Origin of the sequence: Streptomyces xylophagus, assembly GCF_000716435.1 — a bacterium.
GTDB lineage: Bacteria > Actinomycetota > Actinomycetes > Streptomycetales > Streptomycetaceae > Streptomyces > Streptomyces xylophagus.
Window position 1 is genome coordinate 160,600 of sequence record NZ_JNWO01000020.1, and the last position, 14,716, is coordinate 175,315.

A 14,716-nucleotide genomic window follows, 5' to 3' on the forward strand; every position below is an offset into this window, starting at 1 on the left:
TTCACACCCTACTGGCGCGGGGTGACAGTGCGGCGGGGCTGTGGACAACGCCGACCGCGCCCGGCGGAACTCCTGTCGGAACGCCTGACCGAACGCCGACCGGAACTCCTATCGGGACTCCTATCGGGACTCCAGAAATGTGAGAACCGCGAGGACACGGCGGTGATCGTCGGAGGCTTCCGGAAGGTGGAGTTTGCCCAGGATGCTGCGGACGTGCTTCTCGACGGTCCCTTCGGTGACCCACAGTCTCCGCCCGATGCCGGCGTTCGAGCGGCCCTCCGCCATCAGCGCCAGGACCTCTCGCTCGCGGGCGCTGAGGAAGGACAGCGGGTCGTCGCGGCGCTGCGCCGAGAACAGCTCGTGCACCAGGGAGGGGTCGACGACCGAGCCGCCCTTGTGGATGCGGTCGAGGGCCTCGATGAAGTCGTCGACGGCCGTGACCCGGCTCTTGAGGAGATACCCGACCTTGTGCCCGCCGGCCAGCAGCTCCAGGGCCTCCTCGACCTCGACGTACGCCGAGAGGACGAGGATGCCGGTACCGGGGTGGCGCTCACGGATCGTGCGGGCCGCCTTCAGGCCTTCGGTGGAGTGGTCGGGCGGCATCCTGATGTCGACGATCGCGAGGTCGGGCCGCTCGGTGTCGACCAGTTCCAGGAGCCGTTCCGCGTCGCCGGCCTGGCCCGCCACCTCGTAGCCCAGGCGTTCGCACAGGCTCGCCAGGCCCTCCCTGAGCAGGACGTCGTCGTCGGCGAGGACGACCCGTCCCCGCGCGGTCTGCTGCGATGCGTCCATCGTCACGGCTCCCCTTGCCCGACCGGTGCGGTCCGGTGCGCCACGCACAGCCTGCCGGACCGGTTCGGGTACGGCTAGCGGGTACGGGAATTGGGGGGTGCCCGTGACGACACGGGGCCGCGTCCGGGCGATTCTCGTAGCGGTGCTGATGTGAGCGGGCCGGTCTCCTCGGGTGAGAGGCGACGGGTCCGGGGTCGGAAAGTCGGAAGGCTGCGGGAGATGCGGCGGACGCGGATCGAGAAACGACGGCGGTCGGTCCGCGTCCGCCCGTGCGAGGACGACACCCTGCCCCTGAGCGACGCCCTCGACCCGCGCGATCCCGACGTCGTGCGCGCCAAGCGCCTGCGTCCGAGACCCTCGCAGCACTCCTAGAGCCGGACGGTCGCCTCTCCGTCCGAGAAGACCGCCCGATGCGTACGCGACGTCACCGAGTCCACGGCTCCCCCCGACCTGGACCCCCTCGCGTACGCCTCGGGCGGTCACATGTCCCTTCGGGGAAGCGGCAGTCGTGCGGCGAGTGTCGTGCCCTCTCCGGGTGGGCTGTTGACGCGGAGCTTGCCGCCGATCGCCTCGACGCGGTCGACGAGTCCGATGAGCCCGGAACCGTTGCCGAGGTCGGCGCCGCCCACTCCGTCGTCGGCGATCGTCACCTCCAGGACGTCGTCGTCGACCCGCGCCGACACCTGCACGAAGCTCGCGCGCGCGTGCTTGGCGGCGTTGGTGAGGCACTCGGAGGTCACGTAGTAGACGGCGACCTCCGTCTGTTCCGGGAGGCGGCCGGCGGGCAGTCGCAGGTCGAGTTCGACGGGGACGGCGGAGCGGCGGGCGAGCGCGCGCAGGGCCGGGCCCAGGCCGCCCTTGGAGAGGATCGCGGGGTGGATGCCGCGCGCGACCTGGAGCAGGTCGGCGAAGGCGTCGTCCAAGCCCTTGGCGATGTGGTCCAGTTGCCCGGCGAGTTCCTCCGACTGCTCCTCCAGCATCGACTGGGCCATTCTCAGGTCGAGTTGGAGGGAGACGATCCGCTGTTGGACGCCGTCGTGCAGATCGCGTTCGATACGGCGTCTGGAGGCGTCCCCGGCGGCCACCACGCGCGCGCGGGACGCCGTGAGCTGGTCGCGGCTGTCGGCGTTGGCGAGGGCGGTGGCGACGAGTTCGGTGAAGTCGGCGAGCCGGGACTCGGTGTCCGGGGGCAGCGGTTCGGGTCCGGCGGCGGCCGCGACGACGGCGCCCCACAGCCGGTCGTCCACGACGATGGGGGCGCCCACCGAACGGCCCACGCGCGCGGGGCGTGCGGTGCGCGCCACCTCCGCGGCGGCGGCCACCTCGGTCTCGGCGGGGGGCCGGTGCGCGGAACCGAGCACGGTGGCGGCTCCGTCGGCGCCGTAGCGCAGGACCGCGGCGGAGCCGCTGCTCAGGACCTTGCCCACCTGGTCGGCGACCTCGGAGAACACCTCGGGCGGTGGCACCCCGCGCGCGACGAGGGTGGCGACCCGGCGCAGCGCGGTCTGTTCGCGGGCGGCACGACGGCTCTCGGTGACGTCGCGGGCGGCGGCGTAGATCAGGCCCTCGCCGGTGACCAGGCGGGCGCTCCACTGGAGCCAGCGTTCGGTGCCGTCGTCCCGGAGGAAGCGGTTCTCGAACTCGGCCAGTTCGACGCCGCTCGCCAGCCGGTCGAGGGCGGCACGCGTGCGTGCCCGGTCCTCCGGGTGCACGAACTCCAGCCACGGTCTGCCCAGCAGCGCCCGGGCGGGGTGGCCGAGGGTCCGCTCGAAGGCGGGGTTCACGCGCTTGAAGTAGCCGTCGAGTCCCGCGATGCACAACAGGTCGAGGGAGAGGCGGAAGATGCTCGCCAGCTCCTCCTCGGCCTGGCGGCGGCGTCCGTGCGCGGCGGCGAAGGACGCCATGGTGCCGTTCATGCCGCCCAGCAGGTGCGCCCACGTCCCCTCGAACGCGGCGACGTCCGCGCGGTGGCCCAGCCGGTTGTCGTCGATCGCCGTGTTCATGGTGCCGATCTCGGCGGCGAGCCGTTCGGTGGTCACTCTCAGTTCGCGGAACGTGTCGGCGACGGCGCCGAGTTCGTCCCGGCCCGTGTACCGGATGTCGTACGACAGATCGCCCTCGGACAGCGCCCTGGCGCCCGCGGACACCTCGCTCAGCGGGCGGGTGATCGACAGGCGCAGGGCCAGCGCGAGGACGGTGACGGCGGCCAGGACGGCCAGCGACACGCCGAGGTCGCGCGCCTCCCGCGCCCGCGCGACGTCGAGGTCGCCCGCGGCGTCACGGCCCAGCTCGGCGGCGACTTGGTGCTGGATGACGCGCAGTGCCCCGATGCGTTGGGTCGAGGCGGTCAGCCAACTGTCGTACGACGGCCAGGCGTTCCGGTCGGCGTGCGGGTCGGCGAGGGTCTCGCGGGTCTTGCGGACGACGAGGCCGGGGTGCTGGAGGAGAGCGACGTACAGCCTGCTCTTGAGGGCGGCCGGCGCTCTCCGGCCGAAGTCGTCCAAGAGGGCCTTCTCCAGGGCCGACCAGCGGTCCGTGGCGGTGGCGTGCGGGGCGTCCGGGGTGGCGAAGAGCACGGCCAGTTCGGTGCGTTCGTGTTCGGCGGCCTCGACGGCCTTCAGGAGCGCGATGTGGGCGTCGGCCGCCTGCCCCGACCTGCGGGTCGGACGGCCGGACTCCAGCGTGGCGGCCGTCTCCAGTAGGTCGTTCTCGATCGTGTCGTACTGGTCGGCGAGTTGGGGCGCGGTGAGGGAGCCGGTCCCGGTCTGCACTCGCAGGGCGCGGAGTTGACGGTTCCGCGCGTCGAGCTGGCCCGGCACGTCGGGCGGCCCGGTCCAGCCGACCGTGCCCAGGAAGGCCGCGTTCAGGGCGCGCTCGGTGGCGTGTTCCGCACGGGAACGTTCCTTCAGGGTCGCCGGTCCGGGCCGCAGCCGTGCCTTCACGGCGGCGATCCGTTCCGTGGCGACGGCGTCGGTCAGCGCGGTGGTCCTGAACGACAGCTCGGTCGCCGTACGGAAGTCCCGCATCGTCTGCGCCTCGCGCCACTGCGAGACCGCGCCGAACACCGTGAACGCCAGCATGCCGGTCACCGGAAGCAGCACCAGGAGCATCAGCTTGCGCCCGACGCGCAGCCTGGCGAGGAAGGGGACGCGGAGGCGGGCGTTCCCCCGGAAGCGCCGACGGCGAGGACCGTGCGGGGCGGGGTCGGGTCGTCGGCTGCGCAGTACCAGGAACGCGGTGGGCGCGGAGAGGCCGGGCCCGGGGCGGCGCCCCGGACGCACCCTACGGAGCGGGCCCGGGGACCGGGGGCGGCGCACAGTGGGCTCTCAGCGGCCGGTGGGCAGTGGGTATCGACGGTGGTCGGTCACGTGCCCAGCCTGCCCCGAACCAGCCATGATCGTCAGGGTCTTGACGAGGTATGGGGAACCTCGAAGTCGGGCACGCACGCGTGGCGCCCGTTTTCACGACGTGCTGGGCGGATAGCCGTCGTGCGCGGCGAGGTCCTTGTCGATCTTCTCGGCGGCATCGTCGAGGGTGGCCCTGACCGGCGCCAGATTGAAGATGATCTTCGCAAAGGCCCGCGAGAAGGCGTCGGTGATCGCCGGGTAGGCGGGTGTCTGCGGCCTGGGGCGGGCCACTCCGTCCCGGAGTTGCTCGATGAAGAGATGCTCGGCGCCGCCGGGCGCGTACTGCGGCGAGAGCCTGATCGCGCTCTCGGTCGCCGGGATCGCCCCGTTGGCCACGGTCATGCGGTGCACCTGGGCCGGCTTGAGCAGGAAGGACAGGAAGCGCCATACGGCGTCGCCGTCCGCGTTGCCCGCCGGGACGCCCCACTGGAAGGAACCCATGCCGGTGACGGTGCCCTGGCCGAAGTCGGGCAGCGGGACCATCGCGACATCTCCGGGGAACGCCTTGTCGAACTCCGGGTACACCCAGTGCCCGCACCAGGAGATCGCGCTGCGGCCACTGACGAACGCCTTGTCGTCCTTGACCATGTCGATGAGCCCGGCCTTGGCCCAGTTCTGCATGTCGGTGAGCGCCTTGACCGAGCCCGGGCCGTTCACATAGCCGTCGGCGGTGCGGTAGTTCCCCGGCTCGATGAGGTCACCGCCGGCCGACCACACGGCGGGCGCGAAGCCGTACGTGTTCCACTCCTGGCCCGGCTGCGAGTAGACGAGCCGCAGGTCGAGGGGTGCCTTGTAGCCCTGGGTGCGCAACTTGTGGAGGATGCCCGTCAGTTCGGTGGCGGTCCAGGCGTCCTTGGGGCCGGTCGGGACGCGTATCCCGGCCTTCTTCATCACGGACTTGCGCACATACAGGCCCATGCCGGAGTCGAAGGTGCCGATGCCCCACAACCTGCCCGCGTAGGTGCCCTGTTGACGGATCGTCGGCAACAGGTCGGCGCGGACGCCCGCGGGCACACAGGAGTCGATCGGCCGGAGCTTTCCCGACCAGGCGTAGCTGTAGAGGTTCGGGCCGTCGAAGTCGAGGAGGTCGGGCAGGTCCCCGCTGGCCGCGGCGGAGAGCACCAGGTCGGTGTAGGCGCGGTTCTCCGGGAGGGTGACCAGCTCGACCCGCACCCGCTTCTGCGCCTTGTTGAAGTCCTTCACCTGGTTCCGCAGCGTGGTGAACTCGCCGCTCGGGCCCGCGTGGAACCACACCGTGATGTGAGCGGTGCCGTTGATCTTCCCGTCGCAGGTGGTGTCCTTCGGGGACGCACTCGCCCCCTTGGCGTCACTCCCGCCGCCGTCGCACGCGGCCAGCAGCAGGGCCGCGCACAGCACCCAGGGGGCCAGGGTTCTCCGGGCCCGACGGATGCGACGGACTCCTTGGGCCCAACTGACTTCGGGCCACGCGCGCGTGGCGCTCGCACCGTTCATGGCACACCCCCACTCGACCACACGTCTCGGCCTCCCCAGGGCGCCGACATGCTACCGCCCGTCGCCCCGCCATCGCCCTACGTGCACGAGAACCTCCTTTTATGGCACGGGACTTCAGCACTTTCCGGCTAGCTGGAAGGCGTGACCGGCCGCTCGTTGGCAAGCTGTGCACATGTCGCTGCGCTGTCTCCTCGTCGATGACAGCGCCCGGTTCCTGGAGTCGGCTCGCGCCCTGCTGGAACGTGGCGGGGTGGAAGTCGTCGGCATCGCCTCGACGGGCGCGGACGCCGTCTCCCAGGCCCGGGAGACGGCCCCTGACGTCGTCCTGGTCGATCTCGACCTCGACGGCGAGAACGGCTTCGACGTCGCGCGCCGGCTCGTGGGCAACGTACCGGCGGTGATCCTCATCTCGACCCACTCCCGGGAGGACTTCCAGGAACTCATCGCCGCCAGTCCCGCACACGGCTTCCTGCACAAGTCGACCCTGTCCGCACGGGCGATCAGAGACGTGCTGGGCGACGGCGAGCCACCCGCGCCGCCGTGAGACCACCCGTCGCGACTCGGCCAGGTCACATATGCCTGATGGGCTTCAGGTGTTGTCGGGGCTTGGTCAACACGCTTCAATGCGGGGGATGTCGGGGCGTGAACGACGGCGTACGGATGTGAAGACCCTTCTCCGGCGCCGACGGGGGCCCCGAAACAACCCGCGTGAACGGCCTGACCAGCCGTTGTGAACATTCACAGAAAGGGCCCCTGCATGCCGCACGCCACACAGCAGGCGGACGTCGCCACCGCGGAACTGGACTCGGCGCTGCGCGGCGGCCCCTTCCACGTCGCGCTGCGCGCCGCCATCGCCGCCCGCGGACTGCCGCTGCAGCGCGTTCAGCACCACCTCTCGCGCTACGGGGTCAAGGTCGGCGTCACCAGCCTGAGTTACTGGCAGCAGGGCGCCCGCCGCCCGCAGCGCCCCGAGTCGCTGCGGGCCGTACGGGCACTGGAGGAGATCCTCCAACTCCCGGAGGAGTCACTGATCCGGCTGCTCGCCGAGGCCGAGGAACGCGCGGTCGCCCAGCGCCCGGCGGCCCGCTCGTACCGCTCCTTCGTCGAGGCCTCGGGCGTCCTGGAGGAACTGCTGGCCGAGCTGGAGTCCTCGCTCGACAGCGGCCTGCACACCCTCGGACACCACGAGCGCGTCCGCATCGGCGCCCACCGCGAACTGACGGGCCGCGAGTCGCACCACATCGTGCGCGCCCACCGCGACGGCATCGACCGCTTCATCGCCGTCCACTACGGCGACCCGGGCTGCGCCCCGGACCGCATGACCGTGCACGCCCTGGAGAACTGCCGCACGGGCCGCGTCCGCCGCCACCACGACACCGGCATGCTGGTCGCCGAACTCCTCTTCGGCACCCGGTTGCGCGCTGGAGATACGTTCCTCTTCCGCTACGGCGTCGAGGACGGCACCGCCGGCGTGTCCCGCGAGTACGCCCGTGACGTCGGCATCGCGGGCGGCCAGTACGCGCTTCAGGTCAGCTTCGACGAGAACGCGCTGCCGGTGCGCTGCCACCGTTTCACCCAGCACTCGGCGGCGGCCCCGCGCAGCGGCCGTCAGGAACTGCGGCTGGCCGGAGGGCACCACTCGGTGCATCTCGTCGAGCCCCGGATGCGGTCGGGGATCGTGGGGATCGGCTGGGACTGGGAGTGAGCCGCCGCGGGCGGGACCCATTGGGGGTCAGGCGCTCGGCCCCGCGACGATCCTGCCGTTCTCGGCCGTCACCTTCAGCTCCTGCAACGGCTCGGTGGCCGGGGACTGCAGCACCTTGCCCGTGGTCGCGTCGAACTGGCTGCCGTGACACGGGCAGATGAGGGTCGTGCCGTCCAGCTTGTTGATGGGGCACTGCGCGTGCGTGCAGATCGTGCTGTACGCCTTGAGGGTGCCGTTCGCGGCCCGGCTGACGACGACGTTCTGATCCCGGTACAGCTTGGCGCTCCCCTTGGCGACCTCGCTCTCCGCGCCGAGCTCCACGGGCGCGGTCGGCGTCGCGGAGGCCCCTGAACCGCCGCCCGAGCAGGCGGCGAGTCCGAGCCCGGCGACGGGCGTGAGGGCCGCTCCGCGCAGGACGGTACGACGGCTCGGGGCGGGGCGGCCGGGCATGCTGGTCTCCAGTTGTTCGCGCTGTTCAGTCTGTTCGGGCTGTTCAGGGATCAGTTGCGGGCGACGATACCCGCGGAGTTCCGCCCGCTTTGAGGTGGGTTCATCGGATGGGTGCTCACGGTACGTAAACGTTTGCGCAAGCGTTTACGTAGGGCGGCGGATGGGATACGTTCCCGGCCAGAGGGCTCGCCGCATCTCAACGCTCGCTGCATCTAAAGGCTCTCTGTACCTCGGGGAGGGGGACCCGCGATGGCCACCATGGTCGATGTCGCACGGAGCGCCGGTGTGTCCGTCGCGACCGTCTCGCACGTCCTGAACGACACCCGTCCGGTGCTGCCCGACACCCGGCAGGCCGTGCTGACCGCGATCGAGGAACTGGGCTACACCCCCAACACCCTCGCCCGCTCCCTGGTGACGTCCCGCACCCGCTCCATCGGGCTGGCGGTGTCGGCGATCAGCAACCCGTACTTCACGGAGATCCTCCAGGGCGTCGAGGCCGGCGCCCTGGAGCACGGCTACAGCCTGCTCATCGCCGACCCGCACGACGACCCGGAGCACGAGCGCAAGGTCGTCCAACTCCTGCACGAGCGCCGGGTGGACGGCATGATCGTCGCGCCGTCGGCGGACCCGGACGCCCTCGTCGCCTACCTCGGGCGGCACTCCGTACCGACGGTGTTCCTCGACCGGGTGGTCGAAGCGCCCTCGGCCGACGCGCCGCCCTTCGACCAGGTGTGCGCCGAGAACGTCGAACCGACCGCACAGCTCGTCACCCACCTCGCCGGACTCGGCCACCGCCGGATCGGCCTCGTCGCGGGTCTGCCCGGGCTCAGCACCACCCGCGAGCGGATCACCGGATACCGGTACGGTCTCGCCGCCGCCGGACTCCCTTACGACGAGCGGCTGTTGGCGCACGGCGACTCCGAGTCGGCCGCCGCCGAGCGGGCCACCGCGAAGCTGCTGTCCCTCGCCGCCCCGCCCACGGCCCTGGTCACCGCCAACAACGCGATGACCATCGGTGCCCTGCGTGCCCTGCGCGAGCGCGGTCTGGCCGTCCCCGGCGACCTCGCGCTGTGCTGCTTCGACGACTTCGCCTGGGCGGACCTGTTCGAGCCCCGGCTCACCGCGATCGCCCAGCCCAGCAGGGACATCGGCGCCCACGCCTTACGGCTCCTGCTGGACCGGCTCGCCGCGCCGGACCGGCCGGCCCAAGTCCTGCGGCTCCCCTGCGCCTTCGTCCACCGCACATCCTGCGGCTGTCCCGACCAGCCCGAACAGCCTGACCAGCCCGAACAGTCCCAGAAGGGAAACATCTCGTGATCGTCGTAGCCGGTGAGGCCCTGATCGACCTGGTGCCGCAGGGCACGGGGCCCCTCGCCGCCCTGAAGCCGGCGCTCGGCGGCGGCCCCTACAACACCGCCGTCGCCCTCGGCCGCCTCGGCTCCCCCACCGCCTTCTGCTCCCGCGTCTCCCACGACGCGTTCGGCGAGGCCCTCCTCGCCGGACTGCGACAGGCCGACGTGGACGTCCTGGACGTGCAGCGCGGACCGGAGCCGACCACCCTCGCGGTCGCCACACTCGACGCGAACGGCTCGGCCACCTACTCCTTCTACGTCGACGGCACCGCCGACCGGCTCTTCACGGTGCCCTCCGCGCTGCCCGCCGAGACCGAGGCGGTGTCCTTCGGCACCTGCTCGCTCGTCCTGGAGCCGGGCGCGACCGCCTACGAGGAGTTGATGCGGACCGCGTCCGCGCGGGGCGTGTTCACCCTGCTCGACCCGAACATCCGGGCGGGCCTGATCCCGGACGCGGACGCGTACCGGGCGCGCTTCAAGAGCTGGCTGCCGTACGTGTCGCTCCTCAAGCTGTCCGAGGAGGACGCGCTGTGGCTGGGCGGCACCCCGCGCGAGTGGCTGGACGCCGGTCCCTCGGCCGTCGTGATCACCCAGGCCGGCGACGGCCTCGCCGCCTTCACCCGGGACGGCACGGTGTATCCGGTGCCGGGCGAGAAGGTCGACGTCGTGGACACGATCGGCGCGGGCGACACCGTCAACGCGGCCCTGCTGCACGGTCTCTCCGTCCGGGACGCGCTGTCCCCGGAGGGGCTGGCCGGCCTGGGCCGCGACGGCTGGACCCAGCTGCTGCGGTTCGCCGCACGGGCGGCGGCGATCACGTGCTCACGGGCGGGGGCGGAGCCGCCGTACGCCTCTGAACTGGGCGGTCTGTAGCGGGCGTTGAGCGGTGGCAGGCTTGTTGCGGTGCCAAGTGCGGCGCCCCGCGGGGAAGTTCCCGCGGGGCGCCGCCTTCGTGTCCTCGCTCCGTGCCGGTCAGGCCTTGCGGGCTCGCGTCGTCTTCTTCGCGGGCGTGGCCTTCTTGGCGGGCGCCGCCTTCTTCGCCGGGACCGCCGCGGTCTTCTTGGCGGCCGTCTTGCGCGGGGCCTTCACCGGAGCTCCGTCGCTGATCCGGTCGGAGTCGAGGATCTCGCGCAGGAACTTCCCGGTGTGGCTGGCCCCTACCGCGGCGACCTGCTCCGGGGTGCCCTCGGCGATGACGAGACCGCCGCCCGCGCCGCCCTCGGGGCCCATGTCGACGACCCAGTCGGCGACCTTGATCACGTCGAGGTTGTGCTCGATGACGATGACCGTGTTGCCCTTGTCGACCAGGCCGCCGAGCACGGTGAGGAGCTTGCTGATGTCCTCGAAGTGCAGGCCGGTGGTGGGCTCGTCCAGGACGTAGACCGTACGGCCGGTGGAGCGCCGCTGGAGCTCGCTGGCGAGCTTGACGCGCTGGGCCTCACCGCCGGACAGGGTGGTCGCGGACTGGCCGAGCCGGACGTAGCCGAGGCCGACGTCCTTGAGGGTGTTGAGGTGGCGGGCGATCCCGGGGACCGCCTCGAAGAAGGACGTGGCCTCCTCGATCGGCATGTTCAGGACGTCGGCGATGGACTTGCCCTTGTAGTGGACGTCCAGCGTCTCCCGGTTGTAGCGGGCACCGTGGCACACCTCGCACGGGACGTAGACGTCCGGAAGGAAGTTCATCTCGATCTTGATGGTGCCGTCGCCCGCGCAGTTCTCGCAGCGACCGCCCTTGACGTTGAAGGAGAAGCGGCCGGGCAGATAGCCCCGCACCTTCGCCTCGGTCGTCTCCGCGAACAGCTTGCGGACGTGGTCGAAGACTCCGGTGTACGTCGCCGGGTTGGACCGGGGGGTGCGGCCGATGGGCGACTGGTCGACGTGGACGACCTTGTCGACGAGGTCGTCGCCGTCCACGCGCGTGTGGCGTCCCGGCACGCTCCTCGCGCCGTTCAGCTCGCGGGCCAGGTGCGTGTACAGGATGTCGTTGACCAGGGTCGACTTGCCGGAGCCGGAGACGCCGGTGACCGCGGTGAACACGCCCAGGGGGAACGAGACGTCGATGTCCTGGAGGTTGTTCTCCCGGGCGCCGTGCACCGTGAGCCGGCGGGAGGGGTCGAGCGGGCGCCGGATCTCGGGCAGCGGGATGGCCTTCTTGCCGGACAGGTACTGCCCGGTCATCGACTCCTCGTTGGCGAGCAGCTCCTTCAGGGAGCCGCTGTGTACGACGTTGCCGCCGTGCTCGCCCGCGCCGGGGCCGATGTCGACGATCCAGTCGGCGACCTTGATGGTGTCCTCGTCGTGCTCGACGACGATGAGCGTGTTGCCCATGTCGCGCAGCCGGACCAGGGTCTCGATCAGCCGGTGGTTGTCGCGCTGGTGCAGGCCGATGGACGGCTCGTCGAGGACGTACAGGACTCCTACGAGTCCGGAGCCGATCTGGGTGGCCAGGCGGATGCGCTGGGCCTCGCCGCCGGAGAGGGTGCCGGCCGCGCGGTTCAGCGAGAGGTAGTCGAGGCCGACGTCGACCAGGAACCGCAGCCTCTCGTTGCACTCCTTCAGCACCCGCTCGGCGATCTTCTTGTCGCGGGCGTCGAGCTTCATCCCGCCCAGGAACTCCGCGCAGTCACTGATGGACATGCCGGAGATCTCGGCGATCGACTTGTCCATGATCGTGACCGCGAGGACGACGGGCTTCAGGCGCGTGCCGTGACAGGTGGGGCAGGGCACCTCGCGCATGTAGCCCTCGAAGCGCTCCCGGCTGGCGTCGCTCTCCGCCTCGCCGTGCCGGCGCTTGACGAAGGGCACCGCGCCTTCGAACGGCGTCGTGTAGACCCGCTCGCGGCCGTACCTGTTGCGGTACCGGACCTCGATCTGCGTCTTGTGGCCGTACAGCAGGGCCTTCTTGGCGCGCTGCGGGAGGCCCGCGAAGGGGATGTCGGTGCGGAAGCCCAGCGCGTCCGCGAGGGCGCCGATGAGGCGGCTGAAGTAGTCCTTGGTGTGGCCGTGCGACCACGGGTGGATGGCGCCCTCGTCCAGGGACTTGTCCTCGTCCGGGACGATCAGCTCGGCATCGACCTCCATGCGCGTGCCGATGCCGGAGCACTCGGGGCAGGCGCCGAAGGGCGAGTTGAAGGAGAAGGAGCGGGGCTCCAGCTCCTCGAAGGACAGGTCGTCGTACGGGCAGTACAGGTGCTCCGAGAACATGCGCTCGCGCTCGGGGTCGTCCTCGGGGAGGTCGACGAAGTCGAGCACGACCATGCCGCCGGACAGTCCGAGGGCGGTCTCCACGGAGTCGGTGAGGCGGCGCTTGGCGGAGTCCTTCACCGTGAGGCGGTCGATGACCACCTCGATGGTGTGCTTCTCCTGCTTCTTCAGGACGGGCGGCTCGGAGAGCTGGATGGTCTCGCCGTCCACGCGCGCGCGGCTGTAGCCCTTGGTCTGGAGGTCCGCGAACAGGTCGACGAACTCGCCCTTGCGCTCGCGCACCAGCGGCGACAGGACCTGGAAGCGGCTGCCCTCCGGCAGGGCGAGGACCTTGTCGACGACGGCCTGCGGCGACTGGCGCGAGATCGGGCGGCCGCACTCCGGGCAGTGCGGCTTGCCGATGCGCGCGAAGAGCAGACGCAGGTAGTCGTAGACCTCGGTGATGGTGCCGACCGTCGAGCGCGGGTTGCGCGAGGTCGACTTCTGGTCGATGGAGACGGCCGGGGAGAGACCCTCGATGAAGTCGACGTCCGGCTTGTCCATCTGGCCGAGGAACTGGCGGGCGTACGAGGAGAGCGATTCCACGTAGCGCCGCTGGCCCTCGGCGAAGATCGTGTCGAAGGCCAGGGAGGACTTGCCCGACCCGGACAGGCCCGTGAAAACGATGAGCGAGTCGCGTGGAAGGTCGAGCGAGACATTCTTCAGATTGTGCTCGCGCGCGCCACGGACGATGAGACGGTCGGCCACGCCGGTCCGCACCTTTCTTGAGAGAAGTGACAGGGGCGGGGCCCCCGTCGTTCTCAGACTAGGGGGAGCCACTGACAACGCCGGTCGGAATCCCGGCCGAGGCATAACAACCTCCGGCCTTCCAGCATGCCCGACGCCGCACCCGACGATATAGCACGTGCATTCGATTTACGGCACTGCTTCACCACCTTCACCCAAAGGTGTGGCGGGACTAGGGTCAGCAGCATGATTGATCACGCTCATGACCTGGCCTCTGTACGTGATGCGACCGAGCGAGTGCTCACCGCTGCCGCCGGACTGGACAACGTTTCCGTGGCCGAGCCGTCACGGCTTCCCGGCTGGAGCCGCGGCCACGTCCTCGCCCACCTCGCCCGGAACGCGGACGCTCTGGTGAACGTCCTGGAGGGGCGCCCCATGTACCCCACGGCGAGCACCCGTGACGCCGACATCGAGCGCGACGCCCCTCGGCCCCTCGACATCCAGCTCGCCGACGTGCGCGAGAGCGGGGCCCGTTTCCAGGAGGCGGGTGCCGCTCCGGCGGACTGGTCGCGCACGGTGGAGCTGCGCAACGGCGTCGTCGACACCGCGTCGCGCGTGCCGTTCCGGCGGTGGGTCGAGGTCGAGCTGCATCACGTGGACATGGGGATCGGGTACGAACTGGAGGACCTGCCCGAGGAGTTCACCGAGCGGGAGATCGACTTCCTGGCCGAGCGGTTCACCGGGCACCCCGATGTGCCGTCGACACACCTGACCGACGGCACGCACGCGTGGAGCACGGGCCGGTCCGCCGAGAAGCCCGAAGTCACCGTCACCGGCAGCCCGGCGGATCTACTCGGCTGGCTCTGCGGGCGCCGCGACGGGGCCGGTCTGACGGTCGACGGGGGCTCCTTGCCGACGTTGCCCCCGCTATAGGCTGACCGGCATGACGTACAGCGGAGAGGTGACGGTCGGCGGTCCGGCGGACGTGCATGAGCTCACGGACCTGATGATCACGAAGATCGCGGTCGGGCCCATGAACAACAACGCCTATCTGCTGCGCTGCCGGGCCACGGACGAACAGTTGCTGATCGACGCGGCCAACGACGCGGAGACCCTGCTCGGCACGATCGGTGACGACGGCATCGCGTCCGTCGTCACCACCCACCAGCACGGCGACCACTGGCAGGCCCTCGCCGAGGTCGTGACGGCCACGCGCGCGCGTACGTACGCGGGCCGCGAGGACGCCGACGGCATCCCCGTGCCGACCGACGCCCTGGTCGACGACGGCGACACGATCCGGGTGGGCCAGGTCGAGCTGACCGCACGCCACCTCGTGGGCCATACGCCGGGCTCGATCGCGCTCGTCTACGACGACCCGCACGGGCATCCTCATGTGTTCACCGGGGACTGTCTGTTCCCGGGCGGTGTGGGCAACACCCGCAAGGACCCCGAGGCGTTCGCCAGCCTGCTGCACGACGTCGAGACGAAGATCTTCGACGCGCTCCCGGACGAGACATGGGTCTACCCGGGCCACGGGAACGACACGACGCTCGGCGACGAGCGCCCGCACCTCCCGGAGTGGCGAGCCCGCGGCTGGTAGTCGCAGG

The 14,716-nt window shown here is 70.9% G+C and carries 12 protein-coding genes; 7 read left to right on the forward strand and 5 right to left on the reverse strand.

Annotated elements, in window-relative coordinates:
- Positions 1–120: 120 nt before the first annotated feature.
- Entirely contained in the window at positions 121–792 is a 672-nt protein-coding gene (locus tag OO70_RS36210) for a response regulator transcription factor (RefSeq protein WP_043681038.1), read from the reverse strand.
- 219 nt (positions 793–1,011) lie between these two features.
- Here OO70_RS36210 and OO70_RS55510 point away from each other — a divergent pair, with 219 nt between their 5' ends.
- Positions 1,012–1,164 (forward strand): hypothetical protein, encoded by a 153-nt coding sequence (locus tag OO70_RS55510; protein ID WP_199827480.1) that lies wholly within the window; start codon positions 1,012–1,014, stop codon positions 1,162–1,164.
- Positions 1,165–1,271: 107 nt separating this feature from the next.
- Here OO70_RS55510 and OO70_RS36215 read toward each other — a convergent pair whose 3' ends face one another.
- Positions 1,272–3,902, reverse strand: a complete 2,631-nt coding sequence (locus tag OO70_RS36215) for a PAS domain S-box protein (RefSeq protein WP_043681105.1) — start codon at positions 3,900–3,902, stop codon at positions 1,272–1,274.
- Positions 3,903–4,253: 351 nt separating this feature from the next.
- Positions 4,254–5,672, reverse strand: a complete 1,419-nt coding sequence (locus tag OO70_RS36220) for an extracellular solute-binding protein (RefSeq protein ID WP_043681041.1) — start codon at positions 5,670–5,672, stop codon at positions 4,254–4,256.
- Between the two features lie 172 nt (positions 5,673–5,844).
- Here OO70_RS36220 and OO70_RS36225 point away from each other — a divergent pair, with 172 nt between their 5' ends.
- Complete coding sequence (locus OO70_RS36225) at positions 5,845–6,216, forward strand: response regulator (RefSeq protein ID WP_043681044.1); 372 nt, start codon at positions 5,845–5,847, stop codon at positions 6,214–6,216.
- A gap of 213 nt (positions 6,217–6,429) precedes the next feature.
- On the forward strand, positions 6,430–7,377 hold the full coding sequence (locus tag OO70_RS36230; protein WP_043681047.1) for a hypothetical protein: 948 nt from the start codon (positions 6,430–6,432) through the stop codon (positions 7,375–7,377).
- Positions 7,378–7,404: 27 nt separating this feature from the next.
- Here OO70_RS36230 and OO70_RS36235 read toward each other — a convergent pair whose 3' ends face one another.
- The gene (locus OO70_RS36235; RefSeq protein ID WP_043681049.1) at positions 7,405–7,827 is read right to left on the reverse strand and encodes a Rieske (2Fe-2S) protein; all 423 of its coding nucleotides are present in this window, start codon (positions 7,825–7,827) and stop codon (positions 7,405–7,407) included.
- A 249-nt stretch (positions 7,828–8,076) separates the two neighbouring features.
- On the opposite strand from OO70_RS36235, the gene OO70_RS36240 reads away from it, so the two are divergent.
- Both OO70_RS36240 and OO70_RS36245 read left to right on the forward strand, forming a co-directional pair.
- Positions 8,077–9,144: a LacI family DNA-binding transcriptional regulator gene (locus OO70_RS36240; protein WP_043681052.1), complete on the forward strand. Its 1,068-nt coding sequence runs from the start codon at positions 8,077–8,079 to the stop codon at positions 9,142–9,144.
- A complete protein-coding gene (locus OO70_RS36245; protein WP_043681056.1) occupies positions 9,141–10,052 on the forward strand; it encodes a carbohydrate kinase family protein in 912 nt (303 codons plus the stop codon). Before OO70_RS36240 ends, OO70_RS36245 begins: the two co-directional genes overlap by 4 nt.
- Before the next feature lie 99 nt (positions 10,053–10,151).
- Here OO70_RS36245 and uvrA read toward each other — a convergent pair whose 3' ends face one another.
- A complete protein-coding gene (gene uvrA / locus OO70_RS36250) occupies positions 10,152–13,130 on the reverse strand; it encodes an excinuclease ABC subunit UvrA (RefSeq protein WP_043681060.1) in 2,979 nt (992 codons plus the stop codon).
- Between the two features lie 225 nt (positions 13,131–13,355).
- Between uvrA and OO70_RS36255 the strand changes: the two genes are divergently transcribed.
- Complete coding sequence (locus tag OO70_RS36255) at positions 13,356–14,042, forward strand: maleylpyruvate isomerase family mycothiol-dependent enzyme (RefSeq protein WP_043681062.1); 687 nt, start codon at positions 13,356–13,358, stop codon at positions 14,040–14,042.
- 10 nt (positions 14,043–14,052) lie between these two features.
- Entirely contained in the window at positions 14,053–14,709 is a 657-nt protein-coding gene (locus tag OO70_RS36260; protein ID WP_043681065.1) for an MBL fold metallo-hydrolase, read from the forward strand.
- The last annotated feature ends 7 nt before the right edge of the window (positions 14,710–14,716 follow it).

What these genes read in the sequence shown, in the direction of transcription:
- OO70_RS36210 (WP_043681038.1), bottom strand. Translation starts at nt 792, where the DNA reads ATGGACGCATCGCAGCAGACCGCGCGGGGACGGGTCGTCCTCGCCGAC.
- OO70_RS55510 (WP_199827480.1), top strand. Translation starts at nt 1,012, where the DNA reads ATGCGGCGGACGCGGATCGAGAAACGACGGCGGTCGGTCCGCGTCCGC.
- OO70_RS36215 (WP_043681105.1), bottom strand. Translation starts at nt 3,902, where the DNA reads ATGCTCCTGGTGCTGCTTCCGGTGACCGGCATGCTGGCGTTCACGGTG.
- OO70_RS36220 (WP_043681041.1), bottom strand. Translation starts at nt 5,672, where the DNA reads ATGAACGGTGCGAGCGCCACGCGCGCGTGGCCCGAAGTCAGTTGGGCC.
- OO70_RS36225 (WP_043681044.1), top strand. Translation starts at nt 5,845, where the DNA reads ATGTCGCTGCGCTGTCTCCTCGTCGATGACAGCGCCCGGTTCCTGGAG.
- OO70_RS36230 (WP_043681047.1), top strand. Translation starts at nt 6,430, where the DNA reads ATGCCGCACGCCACACAGCAGGCGGACGTCGCCACCGCGGAACTGGAC.
- OO70_RS36235 (WP_043681049.1), bottom strand. Translation starts at nt 7,827, where the DNA reads ATGCCCGGCCGCCCCGCCCCGAGCCGTCGTACCGTCCTGCGCGGAGCG.
- OO70_RS36240 (WP_043681052.1), top strand. Translation starts at nt 8,077, where the DNA reads ATGGCCACCATGGTCGATGTCGCACGGAGCGCCGGTGTGTCCGTCGCG.
- OO70_RS36255 (WP_043681062.1), top strand. Translation starts at nt 13,356, where the DNA reads ATGATTGATCACGCTCATGACCTGGCCTCTGTACGTGATGCGACCGAG.
- OO70_RS36260 (WP_043681065.1), top strand. Translation starts at nt 14,053, where the DNA reads ATGACGTACAGCGGAGAGGTGACGGTCGGCGGTCCGGCGGACGTGCAT.